Below are 24,960 nucleotides of genomic sequence, written 5' to 3' on the forward strand. Positions count from 1 at the left end.
ATGCGGCCGGCAGGGTGATTAGCTCAGTTGGTAGAGCGCCTCGTTTACACCGAGGATGTCGGGAGTTCGAGCCTCTCATCACCCACCATCCGGCTTCCGCCTCGCCCCGTCGCGGTGATGTCATGGTGCGCTGCAACTATCCCTCATCCCCGGCGTTCTCTCCGCAGCCTTCCCTCGGAGACAACATGGATCACATCGACTCGCTTCTTGCGGCGATCACCGGCGCGCCCGGGGAGTCTGCTGGCGATGACACCGCCTGCCGGCCGAGCATCGCCATCGTCGGCGGCGGGCCGACGGCGGTATATACGCTGCTGCATCTGATCCGATCCCCCGTGCCGCTGGAGGTCACGATCTTCGAGCGCGAAAGCTCCGCCGGGCCCGGCATGCCGTATCGGGAGGGGACCAACGAGGCGATCATGCTGTCGAACATCGCGTCTCGCGAGGTGCCGCCGGTAACACGCAGTCTCGTCGATTTCCTGCGGTCTCTTGATAGCGAGGAGCTGGCCGGCTTCGGCGTGGCGCGCGAGACGATCGACGATGCCACCTTCTACAGCCGTCTCGTCCTTGGCGCCTTCTACACTGCCGAGCTGGCAGAGGTCGTCGCCCTTGGCCGCAGCACCGGGCATTCCATCGAGATCGCCACGCGGCACCATGTCGAAGATATCGCCCCGGGCCCGGAGGGCATCGAGATTGCCGCGCGCACGACGGAAGGACGGCGGCGGAGCCTGCACGACCATGTCGTCATCGCGACCGGCCATGACTGGCCCGACCAGGTCATGTCGAACGGCGTGGCGCTGCGCAGCCCCTGGCCCGCCCATAGCCTGCGCCCTCTGGCGCGACAGCGGGTGGCTATCCTCGGCTCCTCGCTCTCTGCCATTGACGTGGTGGTGACGCTGGCGACTGCTGCCGGAGCCTTCGTGACCGAGGGCGAGGCGCTTGTCTGGGAGCCTGACGGGGATGCGGGCGAGATGGAGCTGACGCTGCTCTCCCGCAAGGGCCTGCTGCCCGAGGCCGACTGGTACTACCCGCTGCCGCTGCCGGAGCTTGACCATTTCACTCCCGAGGCCGTCTCGAGCGAGGCGGCCAAAGGTCAGGCCGGCCTGCTCGACCGCATCTTCGCACTGCTCGCCACCGAGATGGCGGCGGCGGACCCGTCTTATGTCACCCGCGTGCCCCTCGACCGGGTCGAGGGATTTGCCGAGCGCCACTTTGCCGAACGCCTCGCTACCGACCCATGGGACTGGGCCCGCGCCAATCTGGACGAAGCGCGCGCCAACCGGCTGCACAAGAAGAGCGTCCCATGGCGGCAGGTGCTGCTGACGGCGCATGAGGTGCTGGAGGAGGTGACGACGCTCCTCTCCGAGGCCGATCTGGAGCGGTTCCATACACATCTGAAGCCTGTCTTCACCGATGGCTATGCAAGCGTCCCGCACCGCTCCATCGAGCGTCTTCTGGCGCTGCACGATGCGGGCCGGCTTCATCTGGAGCGAGTAGGCGGCGACACCCTGCCGGAGGCGGAGGGCGGCGCCATCCGCTTCGATCTGGCCACCGGTCCTCTCCTCGTTGATGCGGTGGTCGATGCACGGGGTCAGCGCGCGACGACGCTGGAGCAGCTCGGCTTTCGCAGCCTGACGCGGGCGACCGAGGCGGGGCGCTTCCCGCCGAGCCATGGCTACGAGGTGCCTCTCACGGGCTATCAGCCGGGCAGCGTGCAATGCCTGGCTCTGCCGGTGCTGCTGCGCAGCCGCCCCTTCGTTCAAGGCCTCGTGAACGCCGCAGACATGGGTGACGCCGCGGCGTCGAGCATCCTTTCCAAGGTACTCGAAAGCGCCAGAGCCCAGCATAGCAAGGCGCAAAGCGCGGCCTGACCTCACGCCGGGCCTCAGCTGGCTTCGCGTCACGTCAATTCACGGCAAGTTCCCGAAATCGTGAGGGAAATAGCTTCGATTCATGACGGCGACGTGTTTCCAAACGGCCGCTCAACCCTACGTTTAGATGCAGAGCAAGACCTCCTCCGAATGAGGTTGGAAAAAGGGAACTATGGACATGAAAAACTACGCATTCGCAGGGGCCGTCCTGGCCAGCTTCGTCGCCTCCACGGCTGTCGCGCAAACGACCGCTTTCGATCTCGACGATGCCGCTGATCAGGAAGTCGAAGACCTGCAAGAGGAAATCGCGACGGACGCCGAGCGCGATATCAACGTCGGCAACCGTGGCCGCGAAATCGGCACCTTCGGCTCGGTCGCGCTGCGCTATGTCGACACCGATGATGCCGATGGCGAAGACACTTCTTCGCTCGGCGTTGGCCTGTCCTACAGCGTCTATGATGGCCTTAACGGCTATGACGCGACGCTGTCGTACACCTATCAGGAAACAGATGGCGACGCCGACACCGACCGGCTGACGGGCAGCATCGGCTACACCCGTGACTTCGGCACGCGCTTCTTCGGCTTCGCCGACGCCACCGTGCGCGTCGACCGTGTCGCGAAGGCCAACGAGATCTCGCGTGACGGCTTCCTCGGCTTCGGTGCCGGCTACCGCGTGATCGACCAGGCGAACAGCCAGTGGCTCGTGAAAGCCGGCCCAGGCTACCGCTACATCGAGACCGGCGCTGGCTTCGAAGTGGACGAGGCTGCCTATGTCGTCGAATCCAACTACTACCGTGAGCTGAGCGAAGGCATCGCCCTGACCAACGACACCCAGCTCATCGGTTCGGATTTCGACACCACGGTCTCGAACGACCTGGCGGTGAGCGTTGCCCTGTCGAACGCCCTGTCGCTGCGCACGAGCTACCTGATCGAATTCGGCGGCTCGGACTTCAACGATCTGGAGCGCACCTCCAGCACGCTGGGCGCCTCGGTGGTCTACAGCTTCAACTAAGCTTGGGTCTTCGGACCTCCGGTCGCGCCCCCGCGCGCGGTCGGATCTAGACGGGCAGGGGGCAGCAATCGCGGCCCCCTGTTTGCGTTTGGGGGCTGGGGCGAGTGCGCCTTCCTGAGCTTCGAGCAGGCGGCCCCTACGTCACTATTCATGCGAAATTCACTGTGTCAGGGACATTCCGAACGGAGTGCAAAAAGGGGCGACATTCTCGCTTGACGCCCCCACTGGCTCGCCATAGAAGGCCCCCCACGCGCGGTTGTAGCTCAGTTGGTTAGAGTACCGGCCTGTCACGCCGGGGGTCGCGGGTTCGAGCCCCGTCAACCGCGCCATTCCCTTCCAGACCATCAGGTTTGCTAGCCCTCCGGGGCCGGCACCTGCTGGTCTCGAAGCGTCTTCCGCCAGATTTTCAGATCAGAATACGGCGCCGAAGATCAGGCCCACCGAGGCGCCTGACACGCCCGACAGCCCGAAGGCGCGCAGCGACCGCCATGGCAGCCCGCGCAGTTGGTCGAAGATGAACAGCCCCGCCACCAGAGCCAGCAGAGCAGCCGAGCCGCAGACGAGCGGGAAGCCGGGCTCTTGGGTGTGGAGGATGTGCGGACCGTTATCCATCAATCCGAGCGCGCCGCAGTTGCGCACCGAGAAGACCGCCAGATAGCAGGCCGCGAAGCTGATGGGCGCCAGCAGAACACAGAGGGGGGTGATGGGGGCGAGAGGGGCTTCTGAACACTCGTCGTCCGCCACCGTCAGTGGCACGACGGTCAGCCCGGGTCGCGCTGTACCTGCTACGAGGCCAGGGTCCGAAGACTGGCTGTGTTTAGCGCGCCGCACGGGGTTTTCTCCAGATGCTGTGTCTGGGCCGTTCTGCGGTGCCAAATGGGCGCTATGCGGGCGGGACTTCGGCAAGAGAAGGGCACTCGCCCGCCCTGCGCCTTGCGAGTGCCCCAGAGGTTAACGTGCAAGTAACCTAGAGTGCGCTAGGAGCCGCTGGTCACGTTGCTCAGGACCCGCGCCCACGAGCGCATGCCGCGGTGGAACGAGCTGAGATCGTACTTCTCGTTCGGGCTGTGGATGAGGTCGTCATCCTTGCCGAAGCCGATCAGCATCGAATCCATCTCCAGCACCGATTTGAAGTGCCCCGCAACGGGGATAGAGCCGCCAGCGCCGATGAAAGCCGCCTCGTTCGGCCATTCGGCCGAGAGGGCCAGCCGGGCCTGCTCGAAGGCGGGGTTGTCCGTCGACATGACCGAGGCCTGCGATGCGCCGTGATTGTGGAACTCCACGGTGCAATCTTCGGGCAGCATCTCCTGCACCATGGTCTGAAAGCTCTCGCGGATGGCGATCGGGTCTTGCGTGCCGACGAGGCGGAACGACACCTTGGCGCTGGCCTGCGAGGGCAGCACCGTCTTGAAGCCGTCGCCCTCGTAGCCGCCCGAGATCCCATTGATCTCGCAGGTCGGGCGCGACCAGAGCATCTCCAGCACCGAGCGCCCGGCTTCGCCCGCCGGGGCGCTGAGGCCGACGGAGGCGAGGAAGGCATCGGCATCGAAGCCGAGGCCCTGCCATTGCTGATAGATCTCCTGGCTGAGCTCGGGGACGCCATCGTAGAACCCCGGCACTGTCACGCGGCCTGTCTCGTCATGCAGGCTGGCGAGCACGCGGGCGAGAACGCGGATGGGGTTCATCGCGGCGCCGCCGAAGCTGCCCGAATGCAGGTCGCGGTTGGGGCCGGTGATGGTGATCTCCTGCCCGAGCAGCCCGCGCAGCATGGTGGTGACGGCTGGCGTGTTCTCGTCGAAGAGGCCGGTGTCGCAGATCAGCGCGAGATCGCAGGACAGCTCATCCTTGTTCTCTTCGAGGAAGGGCACGAGGCTCGGCGAGCCGCTCTCCTCCTCTCCCTCCAGGAAGATCGTGATGCGGCAGGGCAGGGCGCCCTCAACCGCCACCCAGGCGCGGCAGGCCTCGATGAAGGTCATCAGCTGGCCCTTGTCATCGGCGGCGCCGCGCCCGCGGATCACCTTGCCCGAGGGGGTCTCCTCGATGCTGGGCTCGAAGGGCGGGGTGTTCCACAGCTTCAGCGGGTCCACCGGCTGCACATCATAGTGCCCGTAGAACAGCAGATGCGGGCCTTCGCCCTCCGGCCCGCCATGGGCGACGACCATGGGGTGGCCGGGAGTGGGGCGGGCGGAGGCCTCGAAGCCGATGGATTGCAGGTCGGCGACCAGCGCGTCGGCGGCGCGGGCGCAATCTTGCTTGTAGGCCGGGTCAGTGGAGATCGACGGGATGCGCAGGAGCTCCAGCAGCCGCTCCAGCGCGGGGTCGAGATCGGAATCGAGTTTGGCGAGGACGGCGTCGAGGCTCATCGGGGGCTCCATGAGGGGAAAAGAGGGTTGGCGCGAAGGCTAGGCCCGCCCCGCCCCAGAATCCACCCCCGTGCCAGGGCGCGACAAATCCCCGCGCATGGGCCCCGGCTTCATACTGTCGTGATGACGAGACCCCCCAGAACGAGGCCCGCGCCGGCGAGCTGGCGCAGGCTGAGCGGCTCTCCCATCACATGCGCGTAGCCGAGCACCACGATGGTCTCGAGCGCGATGATCGAGATGTAGATGACGGAAAGCTCGGTCTGCCGCAGCAGCGTGATCTCGATGGCTGCAGCGGCGATGAGGCAAATGATTACAAGCGGGTAGGCGAAGCCGACCTGCCCTCCGGCGGCCAGTTTCATCCCGGCGGTGGCAAGGGCGTAGGCAAGGGCGGCGCCGATGGCGAGGGGCAGAACCCACCCCTGGCCCGGCTGGAAAAATGAATTCATCGGAAACCTGACTATAATAACAAGACAATATGGGGGGCATGCTCTGGCAATGTCGGACATTGGCAAAGGCGGGTTTTCCACACTGGCCGCTCAGGTTGACCTGCATCAAAGCGCCCGCTACCCCCATTTGGCTATTACTGGCCGACGCCGGCCGCGGGACAGCGGCGGTGCGACGGATACGATTAAGGAAGGACAGCCTCGTGAAATTCGATGCGATGCTCGATCAGGCGCTTACCTCACTTCATGAGGAGGGGCGCTATCGCACCTTCATCGACATCGCGCGCGAGCGTGGCCACTTTCCGCATGCCCGCTGGTCCCGCCCCGACGGCACCGAGCAGCCGGTCACCATCTGGTGCGGCAACGATTACCTCGGCATGGGCCAGCACCCCGTGGTGCTAGAGGCGATGCACGAAGCGGTGGATGCCGCCGGCGCCGGCTCTGGCGGCACGCGCAACATCTCGGGCACAACGGTCTGGCACAAGCAGCTCGAAGCCGAGCTGGCCGATCTGCACGGCAAGGATGCCGCGCTGCTCTTCACCAGCGCCTATATCGCCAACGACGCGACGCTGAGCACGCTGCCGAAGCTGTTCCCCGGCCTCATCATCTATTCCGATGCGCTGAACCACGCCTCGATGATCGAGGGCATCCGCCGCAACGGCGGCGCCAAGCGCATCTTCCGCCACAACGATGTGGCGCATCTGCGCGAGCTGCTGGAGGCCGACGATCCGGCCGCGCCCAAGCTCATCGCCTTCGAGAGCGTCTATTCGATGGATGGCGATTTCGGCCCGCTGGAAGAGATCGTGGCACTGGCCGAGGAATTCGGCGCGCTGACCTATCTCGACGAGGTTCATGCCGTGGGCATGTACGGCAAGCGCGGCGGTGGTGTCTCCGAGCAGCTCGGCCTCGCCGGCCGCATCGACATCATCAACGGCACACTCGGCAAGGCCTTCGGCGTGATGGGCGGCTATATCGCGGCCTCCGCCAAGATGTGCGACGCCATCCGCTCTTACGCGCCGGGCTTCATCTTCACCACCTCGCTGCCGCCGGCCATCGCGGCTGGTGCCGCCGCCTCCGTCCATCATCTCAAGAGTGATACGGAGCTGCGCGAGAAGCATCAGACCCAGGCGAAGATCCTCAAGACGCGGCTCAAGGGCCTCGGCCTGCCGATCATCGACCACGGCACCCATATCGTCCCCCTGATCGTGGGCGACCCGGTGCACACCAAGCAGCTCTCCGACATGCTGCTGGCCGATTTCGGCATCTACGTGCAGCCCATCAACTTCCCCACCGTGCCGCGCGGAACCGAGCGTCTGCGCTTCACGCCCTCGCCGGTGCACGGGCCGAAGGAAATGGACGCGCTGGTCGGGGCGCTGGACGCGCTCTGGTCGCGCTGCGCCCTCAACCGGATCGAGCTGGCCGGCTGACGGCGGGCCGGGCGCGATGGCGGCCGGCACCTTCCCTGGCGCATCCAACAGCAGCCCGGCGCCCGTAAATTCGGCGCCGGATAGCTCAAAATCCAGGTTATCCCCAGGTTTGGCGAGTTTGTGCCGAGCAATTAGCGGAATCTTTTCTGCGGGTGCGGGGACACCTGGTGTATGTTAGGCGCAGGCAGGCGGCACTCTCACGATTCGAGTGTCCGGGGGATGAAAAACAGGCAGAAAGGTGGCTCGCGCTCATGATTGGACGCGGCTTCAGGCGGGACAAGGATGCCCAGGAGGTTGAAGCCACCGGCTTCGACGCCTTCGAGCTTCGGCTGGGCGACCTTATGCGCGGCGAACGGGCGACGATGGGCAAGAGCCTGCTGGATGTTCAGCGGGAGCTGCGCATCAAGGCGGCCTATATCGCTGCCATCGAGAATTGCGATCCCACCGCATTCGACACGCCGGGCTTCATCGCCGGCTATGTCCGCTCGTATGCCCGCTACCTGAACATGGACCCGGACTGGGCGTTCGACACGTTCTGCCGCGAATCTGGCTTCGCCACGGCGCACGGCATGTCGGAAGCGGCCTCTGTCGTGAAGCCGACACGCGAAGAGCGTCTGGCCTCGGGCGCCGTCGGGCGCGACATCTTCTCCGCCTCCACCACACCCTTCATTCCCGCCGGTGAGCGCATGTTCTCGGGCATCGAGCCGCGGGCGCTTGGCTCTGTCGCGGTGCTTGGCGTGCTGATCGTGGGGCTCGGCTATGGCGGCTGGTCCCTTCTGCAGGAAGTACAGAAGGTGCAGTTCGCCCCCGTCGAGCAGGCGCCTGTCGTGCTGTCGGATGTCGACCCGCTTGCCGGCGCCTCGCGCGAGGCGCAGTCCGCTGGCGGTGAGGACGCGCTCACCGCGATGAACCTGCCTTCGGCCGAGGCGCTGGAGCGGCTCTACCGCCCGCAGGCGCTCGACGTGCCGGTGCTCACCCGCCGCGACGGGCCCATCGCCTCGCTCGACCCGCGCACCTCCGGCGCACTGGCGCCGGGGCAGGGCGGTGCGGTCGACCGTCAAGCTCAGACGCTCGCCTCGGTTCTCGCGGCGCCCAGCGGGCCGGATGTGGCAACCCCCGGTGACATCGGCACCGGCGAGCTGGCCGGCGCGGCCCTCGCCTCGGCCGAAGGGCCGAATGCGCCCGTTCAGGTGACCGCGGGCGAGGCGCCTGAAGTGATGCTCGTCGCCGTTCGCCCGGCCTGGCTGCGTGTGCGGGCCGCCTCTGGCACCGTGATTTTCGAAGGCATCCTCGATGCCGGGCAAACCTATGAACTGCCCGCAACGGAAGAGCCCGCCACCGTGCGCGTGGGCGAAAGCGGCGCGCTCTACTTCGCGGTCAACGGCCAGCATTACGGCCCCGCCGGCCCGCAGGGTGCGGTGACCGATGGCGTTGAGCTGTCGGCTGAGCATCTGACGGAGCAATATGCCACCGCCGACATCACTCAGGATGCCGATCTGGCGGAATATGTGCGCGTTGCCGAGGCCCGGCTGACGGAGTAGTGCGGGCCTTGCGGCCAAACACTCCTTGCCCCGCGGCCGGGGACGCACCAGATGGTGAGATATGACCCACAATCCCGTTCGCCCGTGGCGCAACATCGAGCGCCGTAAATCGCGCCTGATCCATGTCGGCTCCGTCCCCGTGGGCGGCGACGCCCCGATCTCGGTTCAGACGATGACCAACACGTTGACGACCGACGTGCCCGGCACCATCGCCCAGATCCAGGCGGCGGCAGAGGCGGGGGCCGACATCGTGCGCGTCTCGGTGCCCGACGAGGCCTCGTCGAAGGCGCTGAAGGAGATCGTGCGCGAAAGCCCGGTGCCGATCGTCGCGGACATCCACTTCCACTACAAACGCGCCATCGAGAGCGCCGAGGCCGGCGCCGCCTGCCTGCGCATCAACCCCGGCAATATCGGGGATGACCGGCGGGTGAAGGAAGTGATCCGCGCCGCGAAGGACCATGGCTGCTCGATGCGGATCGGCGTGAATGCCGGCAGCCTCGAGAAGGATCTGCTTGAGAAGTACGGCGAGCCCTGCCCCGAGGCGATGGTCGAGAGCGGGCTCGATCACATCAAGATCCTCGAAGACAACGACTTCCTCGAGTTCAAGATCTCGGTGAAGGCGTCCGACGTCTTCCTCGCCGCCGCCGCCTACCAGGCGCTGGCCGACGCGACGGACGCGCCGATCCATCTCGGTATCACCGAGGCGGGCGGGCTGATGTCCGGCACGATCAAGAGCGCCATCGGCCTCGGCAACCTGCTTTGGATGGGCATCGGCGATACGCTGCGCGTCTCGCTCTCCGCCGATCCGGTGGAAGAGGTGAAGGTGGGCTACGAGATCCTGAAGTCGCTGGGGCTGAGGCACCGCGGCGTCAACATCATCTCCTGCCCGAGCTGCGCGCGGCAGGGGTTCGACGTGATCAAGACGGTCGAAATTCTCGAAGACCGGCTGGCCCATATCAAGGAGCCGATGAGCCTCAGCATCATCGGCTGCGTGGTGAACGGGCCGGGCGAAGCGCTGATGACCGATGTTGGCTTCACCGGCGGCGGGTCGGGCCACGGGATGGTCTATCTGGCGGGCAAGCAGAGCCACCGGATGGATAACGACCGGATGATCGATCACATCGTCGAAGAGGTCGAAAAGAAGGCCGCCCAGCTCGCCGCGCAGAAGGAAGCGGCGGAGTAAGCGGCTGGGGCTGCGGCCTGACTGCCTTCATCCCGCGCGTAGGACGGAGCGGCGAGGATGGCGACGGCGGGCTGAAGCTCGCCCTAAGGGGCCACGGGATCGTAGGCCGGGCTTCAGCCCGGCCCCAATTCACCCCTCTGCGCGCAGCTCTTCCACGATCGCCTGCATCGAGGCGAGGGGCACGTAGCCGCGCAGCATCTGGTCTTCCATCACGAAGGTCGGCGTGCCGTTGATGCGCATCCGGCTGGCCAGATCGTGGTTCGCCTGGATCTCGGCCTCTACCTCGTCCGACAGCATGTGATCGAGCACCGGCTCGGGCTCCAGCCCGAAGCTCTCGGCCAGCTGCGCCAGCGTGTCGGGGGTGATGTCGGCGCGCAGCACCATCAGCGCGTCGTGCACCTCTTTGTAGAGGTCGTCGCCATGCAGCTGCTTCACCGCGACGGCGAATTGCGAGGCCAGCAGCGATTGCTCGCCGAGGATGGGGAATTCCTTCAGGATGAACCGGATGTTGCCGTCGCTGTTCACAAGGTCCTCGACCTCGGCGAAGGCCTGACGGCAATAGCCGCAGCGGTAATCCATGAACTCCACCAGAGTGATGTCGCCGTCGGGATTGCCGCCCACCCAGGAATAGCCGTCGTTGAACAGCGAGTCGGCATTGGCGGTGGCGAGCTCCTGATCGGCGGCATTGGCGGCCTGGCTTTCGCGCTGCTCCAGAACGCTGATGGCCTCCATCAGCACTTCGGGGTTATCCAGCAGATAGGCGCGCACCTCCTCGCGGAAGACCTCGCGCTCGGCCTCGGTCATGTCCGTCAGGCCATCGGCCATTGCGGGCAGGGCGAAGCTGACGGCGGCAAGAGCCCCGGTCAGAAGGGCGTGAAAACGGCGCATGGGTCTTCCTCTTGGCGGGTTGCGGCGCCCATAAGGGCACCGGCGGGCATCGTTGACGGGGTGCCCCCGCCCTTGGCAGAACTGGCGCGACAATAGAGGCGGGTAGATGCAGGTTTCAAGGCGCGGGGCGGTCGATCCGTTCATCGTGATGGATGTGATGGAGAAAGCCCGGGCCGCGGAAGAGGCGGGCCGGCATGTGATTCACATGGAGGTCGGCCAGCCCGGCACCGGCGCGCCCTCGGCGGCGCTGGCGCGGCTGGGGGAAGAGATGGCGGGCGATCCGCTGGGCTATTCCGTCGCCCTCGGCATTCCCGCGCTGCGCGCCCGCATCGCGCGACACTACGGCGAGTGGTACGGCGTCGACCTCGATCCGGGCCGCGTGATCGTCACCGCCGGGGCCTCGGGTGCCTTTCTGCTCTCCTTCACCGCGCTCTTCGATGCCGGCGCCCGCGTGGGGCTGGGGCTGCCCTGCTACCCTTCGTACCGGCAGATCCTGAAGGCGCTGTCGCTGGAGCCGGCGCATATCCGAACCCGGCTGGAGGCGGGCATGCAGCCCGAACCGGGCGAGCTGGAGGGGCTGAGCCTCGATGGCCTGCTGCTCGCCAGCCCGAACAACCCGACCGGTGCGATGCTGGGCAAGGAGCGGCTAGCCGGGATGGCGGAGGCCTGCGAAGCGCGCGGTATCTCGCTGATTTCTGATGAGATTTACCACGGCATCGGCAACAGCCCGACCTCGGCCCTAGAGGTGACGGATGAGGTGCATGTCATCAATTCCTTCTCGAAATACTTCTCGATGACCGGCTGGCGCGTGGGCTGGATGGTTGTCCCCGAGGGGCATGTGCGCCTCGTCGAGCGGCTGGCGCAGAACATGTTCATCTGCCCCTCGCACGCGGCCCAACGCCTCGCCCTGCATGCCTTCGACTGCACTGACGAGCTGGAGGCGAATGCCGCCGTCTACGAGGCCAACCGCGAGAAGATGGTCGCGGGCCTTGCCGCCATGGGCCTTGGCCGTATCGCGCCGCCCGATGGGGCCTTTTACGTGTATGCGGATGTCAGCGGGTTCACCGACGACTCGCTCGCGCTGGCCGGCGAGATCCTCGATGAGGCCGGCGTTGCCGTGACGCCCGGCCTCGATTTCGACCCGGAGGAGGGGCACCTCTGGATGCGCTTCTCCTACGCGCGCAGCACGGCGGATATCGAAGAGGGGCTGAGCCGGCTCGGCCAGTTCTTCGCCGCGCGGGCGTCAGCATGAGGCTTGTCGCGACCCTACTGCTCTGGCTGATGGCGGCGCTGCCCGCCGCAGCGCAGGATTTCTCGGCCCTTGCCAGGCTGGACGTGGCGCGAAGCCAGATCCACGATGAGGGCGACGGGCTGCGGGCGGAGCTGCACCTCAGCCAGGCGGTGCCTTACCGCGCCTATACGCTGGCAGAACCCTGGCGGCTGGTGCTCGATTTCCGCGAGCTGGATTTTCGCGGCGCCACACCCACGGCGCTGCTGAATGCCGACAATGCTGCCGGCGTCCAGTTCGGCACCATCCGCCCCGGCTGGTCGCGCCTCGTCGTCGAGCTGGGCGCGCCGATGCGCATCGACGTGGCGGGCCTGCAGGTCGATGAGGCTTCCGGCGAGGCGGTGCTGCAGGTCGGCCTCGCCGCCTCCTCCGCGGAAGGCGCGCTCGCAGCCTCGGGTATTTCGCAAACGCCGGGCTGGGAGGCGGGGGCCGAGAGCGATCTGGCCCTGCCGGTGGCGCCGGAGGCCGACGACCGGCTCGTCGTGGTGATCGACCCGGGCCATGGTGGTATCGACCCGGGCGCACAGCGTGCCGGTCTGAACGAGGCCGATGTCATGCTGACGCTGGCGCTGGAGCTGTCAGAGGCGGTGACACGCGCCGGCATGCGCCCGGTGCTGACGCGGACAGAGGATGTCTTCGTGCCGCTGCCCGACAGGATCTCCATCGCGCGCGCCGCGGGGGCCGATGTGCTGATCTCGCTGCATGCCGATGCGCTGGAGGATGACGACGTCACCTCCGGTGCATCGATCTACACGCTCTCCGCCAGCTCCGAGAGTGAGGCCTCTTCGCGCATGGCCGAGCGGCATGAACGGGGCGATATCCTCGGCGGCGTCGATCTGGCGGGGCAGGACGATTCCATTGCCACTATTCTGATGGAGCTGGCCCGCACCGAAACCGCCCCCGCCGGCCAGCGCCTGGCCGATGCGCTGCTCACCGCGCTGCGGGAAGAGGGCGCACGCCTGCGCACCAACCCCCGCCGCGAGGCGCTGCTGGCGGTGCTGCTGGCGGCGGATTTTCCCGCCGTGCTGGTGGAGGTCGGCTTCCTTTCATCAGAGCGTGACCGCGCCGAGCTGACGACCGAAGAGGGCAGGGCGAAAATCATCGCGGGCATTGTCTCGGCTCTGCGCCGCTGGGAAGCGGGCGAAGAGGCGCGCGCGCCCTTGCTGCGCCGTTAACCGGGCCCGGCGAGATCGCGCCATCTGGCGCAATCGTGCTTTTGACCCGGGCCTCGCCAGGGCCTATATGGCGGGGCGCAATAACCGGCTGGTCATGTTCCGATTCATCTTCTCTTTCTTCGGCGGCATCTTCTCGATGCTGACGCTCGGCGTCATCATGGCCGGTATCGGCCTTGGCGGCATCTTCTTCGCCTATGGCCGTGATCTGCCCAGCGTCGAGACGCTGGCCCAGTACACCCCGGCCACGATCAGCCGCGTCTACTCCTCTGAAGGGCGGATTATCGACGAATTCGCCACCGAGCGACGTATCTTCGTGCCGGCAGAAGAGATCCCCGAGCTGGTCAAGCACGCCTTCGTTTCGGCGGAAGATCAGAACTTCTACACCCACCCGGGCTATGACGTACGTGGCATGGCCGCGGCCTTTGTCGATGCCATCGAAAGCCGCGGGCGCGACATTCGCGGCGCCTCGACCATCACGCAGCAGGTGATGAAGAACTTCCTTCTCGACGGCTCGCGCACCGCCGAGCGGAAGATCAAGGAGCTGATCCTCGCCACCCGCATCGAGCGGGCGCTGACGAAGGAGCATATCCTCGAGCTCTATCTCAACGAGATCTTCCTCGGGCAGAACTCATACGGCGTCGCCGCCGCCGCACAGACCTATTACAACAAGCCCCTCTCTGAAGTGACGCCCGCCGAGGCCGCATATCTGGCCGCTCTCGCGCAGCGCCCCGGCACCCTGCACCCCGTGCGCGACCACGACGACGCCATCGCCCGGCGCGACTACGTGCTCGGCCGGATGGAGGAAGACGGCTACATCACCGCCGAGGAAGAGGCAGAGGGCCGCGCCGACCCGCTGCGCACCGTGCAATCGGGCGACTTCGCTCCGTTCCGCGAAGCGCTGCCGCCCCGCGATTACTTCACCGACGAGATTCGTCGCCAGCTTTCCGCCCGCTACTCGGAAGAGGAATTCTTCACCGGCGGTCTTTCCGTTCGCGCCACCATCGACCCCGATCTGCAGGTCACTGCCGCGCACGCCCTGCAGCGCGCGCTGGAGAATTTCGACCGGGGGCAGGGGCGTTGGCGGGGCACCGGTATCACGCTGCCGGCCGAGGCGCTGGAGAGCGAGGCGAGCTGGCGCGCGGCCCTGAGCAGCGCCAACGCGCCGCGCGACATCGCGCTCGACAGCCAGTGGCTGCCCGCCGTTGTGCTGGGTATCGAGGATCAGCAGCTGAACCTCGGCATCGAAGGGGTGCCGACGGACAGCGCCGAGGCGCCGGTGGTGCCGCGAGAAGACATTTCGTGGATCCGCGGCGACTTCTTCGAGAATTTCGAGGTCGGCGATGTGGTGATGGTTCGCCGCATGACGTCTGACAGCGATGGCTCCTTCATCCGCTGGACGCTCCGCCAGGTGCCCGAGATCGAGGGCGCCTTCATGGCGATGGATGTGAACACCGGCCGGGTGCTCGCGATCCAGGGCGGCTTCTCCTACCAGCACTCCGTCTTCAACCGGGCGACGCAGGCCTACCGGCAGCCCGGCTCGGCCTTCAAGCCGTTCGTCTATGCCGCCGCGCTGGACTCGGGCTATACGCCCGCGACGATCATCGTCGACGCGCCCATCGAGATTTCTTCGGGCGGTGAGATCTGGCGCCCGCAGAACGCGTCGAACCAGTACTATGGCCCCACACCGCTGCGCACCGGCATCGAGCAATCGCGTAACCTGATGACCGTGCGCCTCGCGCAGGAAATCGGCATGGACGTGGTCGCCGAATATGCTGAGCGCTTCGGTGTGTACGATAACCTGCAGCAGGTGCTCTCCTCCGCCCTCGGCGCTGACGAGACGACGCTGTTCCGCATCGTGGCCGCCTATTCGATGTTCGCCAATGGCGGCGAACGGGTGGAGCCGACGCTTGTCGACCGCGTGCAGGACCGCTTCGGCAACACAATCTACCGGCACGAGACCCGCTCTTGCGACGATTGCACCCTGGCCGCGCTTCCCGCCGGCGAGGCGCCGCATATCCGCAGCAACCGCGACCGCATCATGAACGCGGTGACGGCCTATCAGCTGACCTCGATGATGCAGGGCGTGGTGCAGCGCGGCACGGCGGCGCGCGCCATCAACCTGCCCGTGCCGATCGCTGGCAAGACCGGCACCACCAACGACGCCAAGGATGTGTGGTTCGTCGGTTTCTCGTCGAACATCGCGGCGGGCTGCTACATCGGCTACGACACCCCTCGCTCGATCCCCGGCGGCTCCGGCGGCGGCGTCTGTGCGCCGGTGTTCCAGGAGTTCATGGAGACGGCGATCCAGTCTTACGGCGGCGGGCCGTTCAACGTGCCGGCCGATTGCCAGTTCATCAAGATCGACCGCTTCACCGGCGCCCGCCTGCCCGACAGCGCCTCTGGCCCGAACGTTGTGGCGGAATGCTTCCGTGCCGGGGAAGAGCCGGTGTTCGGCATCACCTTCGACGGTGGCTTCGCGATGGCGGCCGACCTTCCGCTCTATGACGAGGTCATGGCCTCGTCGCGCAACGTGACCACCTCGACCGGTGAGACGGCGACAGTGGGCGCGAACCCGAGCTACGGCGCCCTCTCCTCCGGCGGCCTGTACTAAGCGCCGGCCTCTTCGAAGATTGCGGATGGATGGGCCAGGCCCACCCCTCCAACAGGCTTCACTCGGAGGGCTGGTGCTTGCCGGCCCGGTAGGCGCCCTGACGCTCCAGCATCCAGCCCGGATATTCCGGCGGAAGCTTTGTGATCTCGTCGAGCTGCGCCAGCTCATCGGCGCTGAGCGAGATCTCCGTCGCCTTGATGTTGTCCTCCAGCTGCTCCTTGCGCTTGGCGCCGACCAGCACGCTGGTGACGACCTTCTGGTGCAGCAGCCAGGCAAGCGCGATCTGCGCGACGCTGGCCCCCTTCGCCTCGGCCATGGGGCGCATCGCCTCGATGGCCTTGTCGCCGCGGGTGCGGTCGACCGGCGGGAAGTCGAACTCCTTGCGCCGGCCCTCGGCGCTGGCATCGGGGCCGCTGTATTTGCCGGACAGGTAGCCGCCGGCCAGCGGGCTCCACACCATCAGTCCCATGCCCTGATCAAGCAGCATCGGCGCGATCTCACGCTCAAGGTCGCGGCCGACGAGCGTGTAGTAGGCCTGCAGCGAGAGGATGGGGGCGAGCTTGCGCGCCTCGGCGATGCCGATGGCCTTCATGATCTGCCAGGCTGCCCAGTTGCTGAGGCCGATGTAGCGGACATGCCCGTGCTGAACGAGCGTGGTCAGCGCGTCCAGCGTCTCTTCGATGGGCGTGAGCCGGTCGAAGCCGTGGATCTGGTAGAGGTCAATATGGTCGAGCTGCATTCGCTCGAGGCTGGCCTTGGCCTGCGCGAGGATATGCTGGCGCGAGGCGCCAGAGGCATTTGGGCCCTCGCCCATGCTGCCCATGACCTTGGTCGCGATCACCACGTCATCGCGCGGCACGCCCAGATCCTTCAGGCTCTGCCCGAGGATGCGTTCGGAATTGCCCAGGCCGTAGACATTGGCCGTGTCGATGAAGTTGATGCCGGCATCGAGAGCCGTCTGCACCAGCTCATTGGCCTCACTCTGGCCGAGCTGGCCGATCTTGCCCCACATGTCGCCTTCGCCGCCGAAGGTCATGGTGCCGAGGCAAAGCTCGGAAACGAGAAGGCCCGAGGGGCCGAGTTTGCGATATCGCATGAGATGCTCCTGTGATGGCCGGCGGCGGCGGCGCTTTTGCCGGGGCCGCCGGGCTGAGGGAAAGATGGCGTCGCATTGCAGCTACGGCGACGGCGATCCTGTCGAATTTCTGCCCGATCCTCTCATCGCGGTCGCTGCAGGGGTGCGGCGGGTTCGAGACCGGCCTAGAGTGAAGGCCATGAGAGATACCCTGACCGAGCTGAAAGCCGAGGTGCTGCGCCTTGAAGAGGCGCATGGCGCAGCGTCGCCGCTGCCCGGGCTGAACCTGACGGTGCGCCGGCAGCCGATAGGGCTGGTGCACAGCGTCTATCACCCCTCGCTCTGCGCCGTGCTGCAGGGTGCCAAGACCTCGATGCTGGGTGATCACGTCTTTCGCTACGACGCGGGCAAATGCCTGATCGCCTCAATGGATGTGCCGGTGCGGGCCGAGATCACCCAGGCCACGCCAGAGGTGCCCTATGTCGCGTTCAGCCTGCGGATCGAGCCGGCTGTCGTGACCGATCTGCTGGTGGAGTTTTCCGGCGAACCGGCCTCGCCGCCAGTGTCGCCCGGGCCGGCGCTTGGCGTCCATGCGCTCAGCCCCGATCTGGTGCCGCCGCTCTGCCGGCTGCTGGCGCTTTGCGATGCGCCGGGCGACCAGCCCGTGCTGGCGCCGATGATCCATCGCGAGATCGTCTGGCGCCTGCTGCAAGGGCCGATGGGGCCGACACTGCGACAGATCGGCCTGGCCGATAGCCATATGGCGCGACTCAGCCGCGCCATCACGCGGCTGCGCGAAGAATTCGATGCCGCGATCAGCGTGGCTGAGCTCGCGGCGTTGGCGGGCATGAGTGCGGCGACCTTCCACCGGCACTTCAAGGCGGCGACGGGGATGACGCCGGTGCAGTTTCAAAAGCAGCTGCGCTTGCAGGAGGCCCGACGCCTGCTTCTGGCCAACGGGGCGGATGTGGCGCGGGTGGGCTTTGCCATCGGCTACGAGAGCGCCTCGCAATTCAGCCGCGACTATCGCCGCCTCTTCGGGGCGCCCCCGGGGCAGGACGGGCGGGCCATGCGGCAGCGGGTGGCCGCGGACAGCTGAGCCGCCGAATGAAACGCAAAACGCCCCGCTCGGGCGGGGCGTTTGAGCTTGGCGGTCGCTTGGCTTGGGCTCAGGCGCCCCAGCTGCGAACGGCGCCGCAATCCATATGGACGAAGTTCGAGCCGGAATACCGGCCGACACCGCCAGCGTGGCAGGTCGTCGCCGCGCCGGCGATCTGGTTCACCGAGCGGCCCTCGACGCGAAGGTCGGCCGCCTGGCCCTGCATGTGCAGCGAGTTGCGCGCAACGCCCGAAGAGGTGGCGCGCAGCATGGCGTTGGTCTCTGGCGAGCGATAGCCAGAGAGCAGCATGTAGGGCGCCGAGGTATCGAGAAGCCGGTGCGAGGCGGCCATGATATCCATCGTGCGGGTGTCGATGTTGATCTGCTTGTTGTTGCGCCAGTCGCGCATGAACAGCGTGATCTCACGGATCGCCTCGCCGATATACTCGCCGTCGATCCAGTAGATGGTGTTGATCCGCTCGCCGGTGCGGCCCGAGTACATTTCGAGTCGGCGAATGTCGCCGCCGCCCCGAAGAAACCCTGCTGCCTTGGCATAGGTGGGTGCCGCTGCCACAGCCGTTGCGGAAAATGCGCGCAGAAGCGCGCGCCGGGAAAACCCCGATGTCACGGTATTTGTCATGGTTTCAGCCTGTCCTGCCGCCCACTGCCCGCTTACGCGAGCCTTTTGCAATCTCATCCCCAGATGCACGCTCTTCATGCCACAGGTCGTTTTGACGACCAAGGAGCGATTTACCCCAGAAGGGTTACCGATGCGGAAATCGGCGGAAAGTTGCACAGAAAGCGATCAATCACGGATGTGAGGGAACCGGATCGGCACGCCGCTTGTGGTTTTGCAATCCCCGAACGCGGCGGCATGGCAACACGAGGGAACCATCGCCTGCGCCGGGGTCTTTTGTCTTTGAAACGGCGGGCATAACCCGGCGACGATCGCAAGAAAGGTCACCTGGTTCTGCTCATGCCCCGTTACGTCACAGCCCTTATCCTCTCCGCCTGTCTCGCTCTGCCGGCCGCTGGTGCCTCTGCCCAGGTCATCTCCCCCTTCCGGCAGGCCATCGCAGAGACAGCCGCGCGAGACGATGCCGTCGCTGCCTTCTACCGCGGCCGCGATTTCGCCCCCATCTGGTCGGGCTCTGATGAGGCCGCCATCGAGCGGCGCAACGCGCTGCTCGCCGCCTTCGCCAATGCTCCCTTGCATGGCATCCCCGCGCATCTCTACGACCCGCAGAACGTGATCGCCGCCCTTCAGGCTGCGCAGACCGATGTGCAGAAGGGCGAGATGGAGGTGCAGCTGTCGCGCACCTTCCTCGCCTATGCGCATGACGTGGGTTGGGGCATGATCGAGCCCTCCGACGTCTCGTCGCTCATCAAGCGCGAGCTGCCCGATTTCGATGGGGCCGCGATTCTTGCCGGCTTCGCCGCCAGCGACGACCCGGCCGCCTATCTGCTCGATCTGGCGCCCGATAATCCCGAATACGCCCGGCTGATGCGCGCCCGCATGCGGCTGGAGAACACCATCGCCGCCGGCGGCTGGGGGCCGGAGCTGCGCTCTGGCCGGCTCGACCCCGGCGATTCCGGCCCGCAGGTGGTGGCGTTGCGCAACCGCCTGATCGAGATGGGCTATCTGCCGCGCACGGCGCTGACGACCTACGATTCCGACATGGTCGCCGCCGTCATGCGCTTTCAGGAGAGCCACGGCATCGTCAGTGATGGCATCGTCGGCGAATCCACCATCGCCGCGCTCAACGTCTCTCCCCAGGAGCGCCTGCATTCCGTCTATGCCGCGATGGAGCGGCTGCGCTGGATGAACTACGATCTCGGCGACCGCCACGTCTGGGTGAACCTCACCGATTTCACCGCCCGCATTGTCGATTTTGACGAGGTGACGTTCGAGACGAAGGCCGTCATCGGCGCCGGCTCTGCCGACCGCCAGACGCCGGAATTCTCCGACACGATGGAGCGGATGGTCATCAACCCATCGTGGTATGTGCCCCGCTCGATCGTGGTGAACGAATATCTGCCGGGTCTGCGCAACAATTCAGGCGCGCATGGCCAGCTGCAGATCGTCGACAGCCGTGGCCGCGTGGTGAGCCGGGGGCAGAGCTTTGCCGGCTATACTGCCGCCTCCTTCCCCTATTCGATGCGCCAGCCGCCGGGGCCGAGCAATGCCCTGGGCCAGGTGAAGTTCCTCTTCCCCAACCAGTACAACATCTACCTGCACGACACCCCGAGCCAGAGCCTGTTCCAGCGCGAAGTGCGCGCCTTTAGCCATGGCTGCATCCGCCTCGATGACCCCTATGATTTCGCCTACGAGCTGTTGAAGCCGCAGACAGACGATCCCGTCGGCTTCTTCCAGTCGCGCCTGCGCAGCGGCGCCGAGACGCCGGTGGAGCTGGAGACGCAGATCCCAGTGCATCTGGTCTATTTCACCGCCTTCACGAATGTCGAAGGCGAGCTGCAGTTCCGCAACGACATCTACGGCCGTGACGCGCGGCTGTGGGAGCTGCTCGCCCGCGAAGGGGTGGAGATCGCGCTGCCGCAGAGCTAAGTCCTCGGGGGCGCATACGTCCCCGAAAGGCTTGTCATGAGGCTGACCCTTGCCGAAATCGCTGAAGCCCTGTCGACGCAGGTGCTGGGCCAGAGCGACCTCGTGATCGAGGGCGCCGCCGAGCCTGGCTCGGCCGGCCCGCGCGATCTGGCCATCGCGCTCTCGCCGAAATGGGCCGAAGGTCTGGCGCAGGGTCGCGCCGAGGCCGCGCTCCTCTGGGAAGGCGCGGATTGGCAGGCGCTGGGCCTGAAGGGCGCCGTCACCGCGCCGCGCGGCCGGCTGGCGATGGCGCGGCTGTCGAAGGCTCTCTACCCCGGGCATGGCTTGCCCGAGGGCGTGGATGACGGCGCCCGCATCGGCGAAGGCGTCGAGATCGGCGCCGGCGCTGGCGTGGGCGCGTTTTCCATCATCGGCGCCGGCGCCAAGATCGGCGCGGGCGCGCGCATCTCGTCGCACGTCACCATCGCGCCGGGTAGCGTGATCGGCGAGGGCACCGTACTGCATCCCGGCGTGCATATCGGCCCGCGCGTGCAGATCGGGGCGCGCTGCATCCTGCATCCGGGCGTCGTCATCGGCGCCGATGGCTTTTCGTTCACCACCGCCGAGGCGAACCATCTGGAGCTGTCGCGCGCCAGCATGGGCGAGGGCACGCCGCCGGAGCTGGGCGACCCCAGTTGGCACAAGATTGAATCGCTGGGCGGGGTGGTGATCGGCGACGATGTCGAGATTGGCGCCAACAGCTCTGTCGATGCCGGCACGCTGCGGGCCACGCGCGTGGGCAATGGCTGCAAGCTCGATAACCTCGTGCACCTCGGGCACAACGTCATCATCGGCGAGCATTGCCTGTTCGCGGCGCAGACGGGCGTTGCCGGCTCGACGGTGGTCGGCGACCGCACGGTCATCGGTGGCAAGGGCGGCGTGGCCGACAATCTGGTGATCGGCGCCGATGTGGTGCTCGGCGGTGGCAGCATCGTGCTGGCGAACGTGCCGGCCGGGCGCGTGATGCTGGGTTATCCGGCGATGCCGCTGGCGCGCCAGATCGACAGCTACAAGGCGCTGCGCCGCCTGCCGCGCATGCTGGCGAAGCTGACCTCACGGGGCGAGTAGCCGCGGCGTCCCGCCCTCCGAAATACGGTTTTCAAACCGGCCTCAAGCCTCTACATCAGCGGCGAGAAGTGGGAGTGGCGGCCATGGGCGTGCGTGACAAGGTCATCGCCATCATCGCCGAGCAGGCGGTGCTGGAACCTCAGGATATCAGCGAGGACCAATCGCTGGACGAGCTCGGCATCGACAGCCTGGGGCTGGTCGAAAGCATCTTCGCAATCGAAGAAGCCTTCGACATCTCCGTGCCGTTCAATGCCAACGATCCGGGCGCCAGCGGCTTCGATATCTCCACCGTCGGGTCCATCGTCCGTGAGGTCGACAACCTGGTGAAGGCGCAAGCCGAGGCATGAGCAGCGGCTTTCGGGTCGCCATCACCGGCGCGGGCACGATCAATGCGCTGGGCGGCGACGTCCCCTCTACCCAGGCCGCGATGGCCGAGGGGCGCTGCGGCATCGGCCCGCTGGATGTGCGGGATGTCGAGCGTCTGTCGATCCGCATCGGCGGGCAGGTGACAGGCTACGACGAAGCCGCCCATTTCAACCGCCAGCAGATCGCGCTCTACGACCGGTTCACCCAGTTCACGCTGCTCGCCGCGCGCGAGGCGGTCGCCCAGGCCGGCCTCGATTTCTCCGGCGAGTTGGGGTTGCGCACCGGCGTGATCCTCGGCACCTCCGGCGGCGGCCTGCGCACGCAGGACGAGAACTACCGGGCAGTCTATGAGGAGGGGAAGAACCGCGTTCACCCCTTCATCGTGCCCAAGCTCATGAACAACGCCGCCACCTCGCACGTGAGCATGGAATACGGGTTGCAGGGGCCGGGCTTCACCGTTTCGACCGCCTGCGCCTCCTCCAACCATGCGATGGGGCTGGCCTTCCAGATGGTGCGCTCGGGCGCCGCGCCGGTGATGATCACTGGCGGGTCGGAGAGCATGCTCTGCTTCGGTGGCATCAAGGCGTGGGAAGGCCTGCGCGTGATGTCGAAAGATGCCTGCCGCCCCTTCAGCCTTGGCCGCACCGGGATGGTGCAGGGCGAGGGTGCGGCGATCTTCGTCTTCGAGGAATGGGACCATGCGAAGGCGCGCGGGGCAGATATCCTGGGCGAGGTTGCGGGCTTCTCGATGACGTCGGACGCGTCGGATATCGTCACCCCCTCGGCCCAGGGCGCCGAACGGGCCATCACCGGGGCTTTGCGCGATGCGGGGCTGCCGGGCGAGGCCATCGGCTACATCAACGCCCACGGCACCGGGACGGCGGCCAATGACAAGACGGAGTGCCGCGCCGTGGCCCATGCTTTCGGCGCCCACGCCGACGCGCTGATGATCTCCTCGACCAAGTCGATGCATGGCCACCTTATCGGCGGCACCGGGGCGGTGGAGCTGCTGGCCTGCCTGATGGCCCTGCGCGACGGCGTGATCGCGCCCACCATCGGCTACCAGGAGCCTGACCCGGAATGTGCGCTCGATGTCGTGCCGAACGAGGCGCGGCAAGCGAGAGTGAGTGCCGTGCTCTCCAACGCCTTCGCCTTTGGCGGGCTCAACGCCGTATTGGCGCTGAAGGCGGCCTGACCTCACCGCTGCAGCGGAATTCGCGCGAATTCCGCTTCGATTTCCGCGCAGAAATTGTGGCCCGCCCCGGATGTCACGCAAAAGGGGCGCCCGGATCTCTCCGAACGCCCCCTCAAGTCTTCCAAGCTGCGGCGCTTACTCCGCCGGCGCGTCCGACTCGCTGTAGTCGAAGGCGGCGGTGAAGCCGGCCAGCGACAGGTTCAGCGACACCGACTGATCCGGCGCAGCAGCCGGCACGATCGAAACGGTGGCGGCGCTGCCGGCCTTGAAGGCGGCGATCTGGTCGGCGGTCAGGCCGAAGCGGGCCACGCAGCCGCCGAGATTGCAGAAGTCGTATTCGTAGCGGCGGGCCTGGCCGCCATCGATGGCGATGGTCAGCCGCTCGGTGAGCTGCGTCTCCAGCGGCACGATCACGACGGCGCCGGCCACGGCCTCGCTGCCCTCGGGCAGGGGGACCAGCGTGAACTCGGCGACGGGCGTCTCATCCTCGTTCATCAGCAGCTGGTAGAGCTGGCACGGGTCCGGCCCTTCCTCCGCGACGAGGCAGCGCATCTGCCAATCCTGGAATTCGTCACGAACATAGGCGTCGCCCGGCGACAGCTCGCCCTCGGCGGGGGTTCCAAGATCGAACTGGCTGGTGTCGATGCCATCGGCGGGCGCCTCGGCGGGGGCGTCACCGGCCGATTCGGCGGTGGTCGTGTCGGCTTCGGCGTCTTGAGCGGCAGCGGGCATCGTGCCCGCGATCATGGCCGCCGAGAGGAGAGTGGCGGGGAGCCAGTGCTTCGAGTTGAGATGCATTGCGTGCCTTCCCTGATCGGTTTTTTCGCCCTTTATCACCTCGCTCCTGCTCTGTCAGGGGCAAAGGCCTGACGAAGCTGCGAGGTAGGCGAGGGATGGCTGGCAAGCTGTTGAGAAAATGGAAAAAGGGGCCGAGCGGCGGCCCCTTTTTCGCTTTCTCCCTGCCGGACTTGGCCGACTAATTGACGCGAAGGCTAGGCGAAGGGCTACCACAGGTCAACAGGCAAAATTCCGCCGATCTGGCCTCGCGCGAGAGTGTTGCGGCGGGCCGGAGCGGAGAACGAAAAAAGCCGCGCCCGAAGGCGCGGCAAGTCTGACAGGGAGGAAGTCAGACCCGAACTCCGGGGAGGAGTGGAGCCGGGCCAAATGCATCCTGGCACAGCACACTTAAGAAACCTTTGCAGCCCCGCCCGGCTCTAGCGCGAGGCCTGCATCGCATTGGCCGCACCCTGCACCCGCACCCCGGTGATGCCCGCAAGCTCGGCCGCGCTCAGCGCGTCGGCCACGGTGATCTGGCGGGTGGCGGGCGCACCGCCGGCGGTGGCGCCGGGCGGCGGCTCGGCGCGGAACTGGTAGACAAGCGTGCCGCCCTCGTAGCCGATGCGCACCAGCTCGGCATTGTACCAGCCCTGGCCGGCGGCAAGGCCGGTGGCCCGCACGATAGCGCCGGCATTGCTGCGCGCCACCTCCACGCTCGTCACCTGCGCGATGGGCTGCCGGGCATCCACAGGCGCGGCGACGCTGCCCTCGGGCACCAGCGGGCGCGGCTCGCCATTGGGCAGCGTCTGCCGCACCTGCGTGGCCGAGCCGAACCAGTTGAGCGGGTTGAGGCGCGAGGATTGCAGGGCGCTGCAGCCGGTCAGCGACAGGGCCGCGACAAGCATGAGGCCGGGCATCAGCCGGGGCATACGGGCGGGTCTTGGCATGCGCGTCTCCTCCGGGCCGGGGCAGGCCG

21 protein-coding genes and 2 tRNA genes are annotated in these 24,960 nt (G+C 66.8%); 15 read left to right on the plus strand and 8 right to left on the minus strand.

What is annotated here, in order from left to right; genetic code table 11:
* Window positions 1–12: 12 nt before the first annotated feature.
* From ACXN5S_RS08015 to ACXN5S_RS08030, 4 genes are all read left to right on the plus strand, one after another.
* Window positions 13–88, plus strand: a tRNA-Val gene (locus ACXN5S_RS08015).
* 97 nt (window positions 89–185) lie between these two features.
* On the plus strand, window positions 186–1,868 hold the full coding sequence (locus ACXN5S_RS08020) for an FAD/NAD(P)-binding protein (RefSeq protein ID WP_458604898.1): 1,683 nt from the start codon (window positions 186–188) through the stop codon (window positions 1,866–1,868).
* A 178-nt stretch (window positions 1,869–2,046) separates the two neighbouring features.
* The gene (locus ACXN5S_RS08025) at window positions 2,047–2,880 is read left to right on the plus strand and encodes a DUF481 domain-containing protein (RefSeq protein WP_458604899.1); all 834 of its coding nucleotides are present in this window, start codon (window positions 2,047–2,049) and stop codon (window positions 2,878–2,880) included.
* 252 nt (window positions 2,881–3,132) lie between these two features.
* Window positions 3,133–3,209: transfer RNA gene (locus tag ACXN5S_RS08030), tRNA-Asp, on the plus strand.
* A gap of 82 nt (window positions 3,210–3,291) precedes the next feature.
* Here ACXN5S_RS08030 and ACXN5S_RS08035 read toward each other — a convergent pair.
* The 3 genes from ACXN5S_RS08035 to ACXN5S_RS08045 all read right to left on the minus strand — a co-directional run bounded on the left by ACXN5S_RS08035 (window position 3,292) and on the right by ACXN5S_RS08045 (window position 5,689).
* Window positions 3,292–3,624 (minus strand): hypothetical protein, encoded by a 333-nt coding sequence (locus ACXN5S_RS08035; protein ID WP_458604900.1) that lies wholly within the window; start codon window positions 3,622–3,624, stop codon window positions 3,292–3,294.
* A 233-nt stretch (window positions 3,625–3,857) separates the two neighbouring features.
* The gene (locus ACXN5S_RS08040; RefSeq protein ID WP_458604901.1) at window positions 3,858–5,243 is read right to left on the minus strand and encodes a M20/M25/M40 family metallo-hydrolase; all 1,386 of its coding nucleotides are present in this window, start codon (window positions 5,241–5,243) and stop codon (window positions 3,858–3,860) included.
* Window positions 5,244–5,353: 110 nt separating this feature from the next.
* Window positions 5,354–5,689 (minus strand): 5-aminolevulinate synthase, encoded by a 336-nt coding sequence (locus ACXN5S_RS08045; RefSeq protein ID WP_458604902.1) that lies wholly within the window; start codon window positions 5,687–5,689, stop codon window positions 5,354–5,356.
* Between the two features lie 215 nt (window positions 5,690–5,904).
* Between ACXN5S_RS08045 and hemA the strand changes: the two genes are divergently transcribed.
* The 3 genes from hemA to ispG all read left to right on the plus strand — a co-directional run bounded on the left by hemA (window position 5,905) and on the right by ispG (window position 9,837).
* The gene (hemA, locus tag ACXN5S_RS08050) at window positions 5,905–7,113 is read left to right on the plus strand and encodes a 5-aminolevulinate synthase (protein ID WP_458605164.1); all 1,209 of its coding nucleotides are present in this window, start codon (window positions 5,905–5,907) and stop codon (window positions 7,111–7,113) included.
* Window positions 7,114–7,364: 251 nt separating this feature from the next.
* A complete protein-coding gene (locus tag ACXN5S_RS08055; protein ID WP_458604903.1) occupies window positions 7,365–8,654 on the plus strand; it encodes a helix-turn-helix domain-containing protein in 1,290 nt (429 codons plus the stop codon).
* Window positions 8,655–8,715: 61 nt separating this feature from the next.
* Window positions 8,716–9,837 (plus strand): flavodoxin-dependent (E)-4-hydroxy-3-methylbut-2-enyl-diphosphate synthase, encoded by a 1,122-nt coding sequence (gene ispG / locus ACXN5S_RS08060; RefSeq protein ID WP_458604904.1) that lies wholly within the window; start codon window positions 8,716–8,718, stop codon window positions 9,835–9,837.
* Between the two features lie 129 nt (window positions 9,838–9,966).
* On the opposite strand, the gene ACXN5S_RS08065 is transcribed toward ispG, so the two are convergent.
* Window positions 9,967–10,725, minus strand: coding sequence for a DsbA family protein (locus ACXN5S_RS08065; protein ID WP_458604905.1), 759 nt, complete (start codon window positions 10,723–10,725; stop codon window positions 9,967–9,969).
* A gap of 106 nt (window positions 10,726–10,831) precedes the next feature.
* Between ACXN5S_RS08065 and ACXN5S_RS08070 the strand changes: the two genes are divergently transcribed.
* The 3 genes from ACXN5S_RS08070 (at window position 10,832) to ACXN5S_RS08080 (ending at window position 15,799) form a co-directional block, all read left to right on the plus strand.
* Window positions 10,832–11,977, plus strand: coding sequence for a pyridoxal phosphate-dependent aminotransferase (locus ACXN5S_RS08070; protein WP_458604906.1), 1,146 nt, complete (start codon window positions 10,832–10,834; stop codon window positions 11,975–11,977).
* The gene (locus ACXN5S_RS08075) at window positions 11,974–13,188 is read left to right on the plus strand and encodes an N-acetylmuramoyl-L-alanine amidase (RefSeq protein ID WP_458604907.1); all 1,215 of its coding nucleotides are present in this window, start codon (window positions 11,974–11,976) and stop codon (window positions 13,186–13,188) included. Before ACXN5S_RS08070 ends, ACXN5S_RS08075 begins: the two co-directional genes overlap by 4 nt.
* 94 nt (window positions 13,189–13,282) lie before the next feature.
* Complete coding sequence (locus ACXN5S_RS08080) at window positions 13,283–15,799, plus strand: penicillin-binding protein 1A (RefSeq protein WP_458604908.1); 2,517 nt, start codon at window positions 13,283–13,285, stop codon at window positions 15,797–15,799.
* A 58-nt stretch (window positions 15,800–15,857) separates the two neighbouring features.
* On the opposite strand, the gene ACXN5S_RS08085 is transcribed toward ACXN5S_RS08080, so the two are convergent.
* A complete protein-coding gene (locus ACXN5S_RS08085) occupies window positions 15,858–16,895 on the minus strand; it encodes an aldo/keto reductase (protein ID WP_458604909.1) in 1,038 nt (345 codons plus the stop codon).
* A 178-nt stretch (window positions 16,896–17,073) separates the two neighbouring features.
* On the opposite strand from ACXN5S_RS08085, the gene ACXN5S_RS08090 reads away from it, so the two are divergent.
* Window positions 17,074–17,973 (plus strand): AraC family transcriptional regulator, encoded by a 900-nt coding sequence (locus ACXN5S_RS08090; protein ID WP_458604910.1) that lies wholly within the window; start codon window positions 17,074–17,076, stop codon window positions 17,971–17,973.
* A gap of 70 nt (window positions 17,974–18,043) precedes the next feature.
* Here the strand turns inward: ACXN5S_RS08090 and ACXN5S_RS08095 are convergent, their stop codons facing one another.
* Window positions 18,044–18,613, minus strand: a complete 570-nt coding sequence (locus ACXN5S_RS08095; protein ID WP_458604911.1) for a YcbK family protein — start codon at window positions 18,611–18,613, stop codon at window positions 18,044–18,046.
* A gap of 336 nt (window positions 18,614–18,949) precedes the next feature.
* Between ACXN5S_RS08095 and ACXN5S_RS08100 the strand changes: the two genes are divergently transcribed.
* The 4 genes from ACXN5S_RS08100 (at window position 18,950) to ACXN5S_RS08115 (ending at window position 23,207) form a co-directional block, all read left to right on the plus strand.
* Window positions 18,950–20,539 carry a L,D-transpeptidase family protein gene (locus ACXN5S_RS08100; protein ID WP_458604912.1) on the plus strand — a complete coding sequence of 530 codons (1,590 nt, stop codon included), beginning with the start codon at window positions 18,950–18,952 and terminating at the stop codon, window positions 20,537–20,539.
* Window positions 20,540–20,575: 36 nt separating this feature from the next.
* The gene (locus ACXN5S_RS08105) at window positions 20,576–21,646 is read left to right on the plus strand and encodes a UDP-3-O-(3-hydroxymyristoyl)glucosamine N-acyltransferase (RefSeq protein WP_458604913.1); all 1,071 of its coding nucleotides are present in this window, start codon (window positions 20,576–20,578) and stop codon (window positions 21,644–21,646) included.
* Window positions 21,647–21,729: 83 nt separating this feature from the next.
* Window positions 21,730–21,993 carry an acyl carrier protein gene (locus ACXN5S_RS08110; RefSeq protein ID WP_458604914.1) on the plus strand — a complete coding sequence of 88 codons (264 nt, stop codon included), beginning with the start codon at window positions 21,730–21,732 and terminating at the stop codon, window positions 21,991–21,993.
* Entirely contained in the window at window positions 21,990–23,207 is a 1,218-nt protein-coding gene (locus ACXN5S_RS08115) for a beta-ketoacyl-[acyl-carrier-protein] synthase family protein (protein WP_458604915.1), read from the plus strand. Before ACXN5S_RS08110 ends, ACXN5S_RS08115 begins: the two co-directional genes overlap by 4 nt.
* 135 nt (window positions 23,208–23,342) lie before the next feature.
* On the opposite strand, the gene ACXN5S_RS08120 is transcribed toward ACXN5S_RS08115, so the two are convergent.
* Complete coding sequence (locus tag ACXN5S_RS08120; protein WP_458604916.1) at window positions 23,343–24,005, minus strand: invasion associated locus B family protein; 663 nt, start codon at window positions 24,003–24,005, stop codon at window positions 23,343–23,345.
* Window positions 24,006–24,421: 416 nt separating this feature from the next.
* Window positions 24,422–24,931 carry a hypothetical protein gene (locus tag ACXN5S_RS08125; RefSeq protein ID WP_458604917.1) on the minus strand — a complete coding sequence of 170 codons (510 nt, stop codon included), beginning with the start codon at window positions 24,929–24,931 and terminating at the stop codon, window positions 24,422–24,424.
* Window positions 24,932–24,960 lie beyond the last annotated feature (29 nt).

Source organism: Pseudoroseicyclus sp. H15, assembly GCF_054353345.1.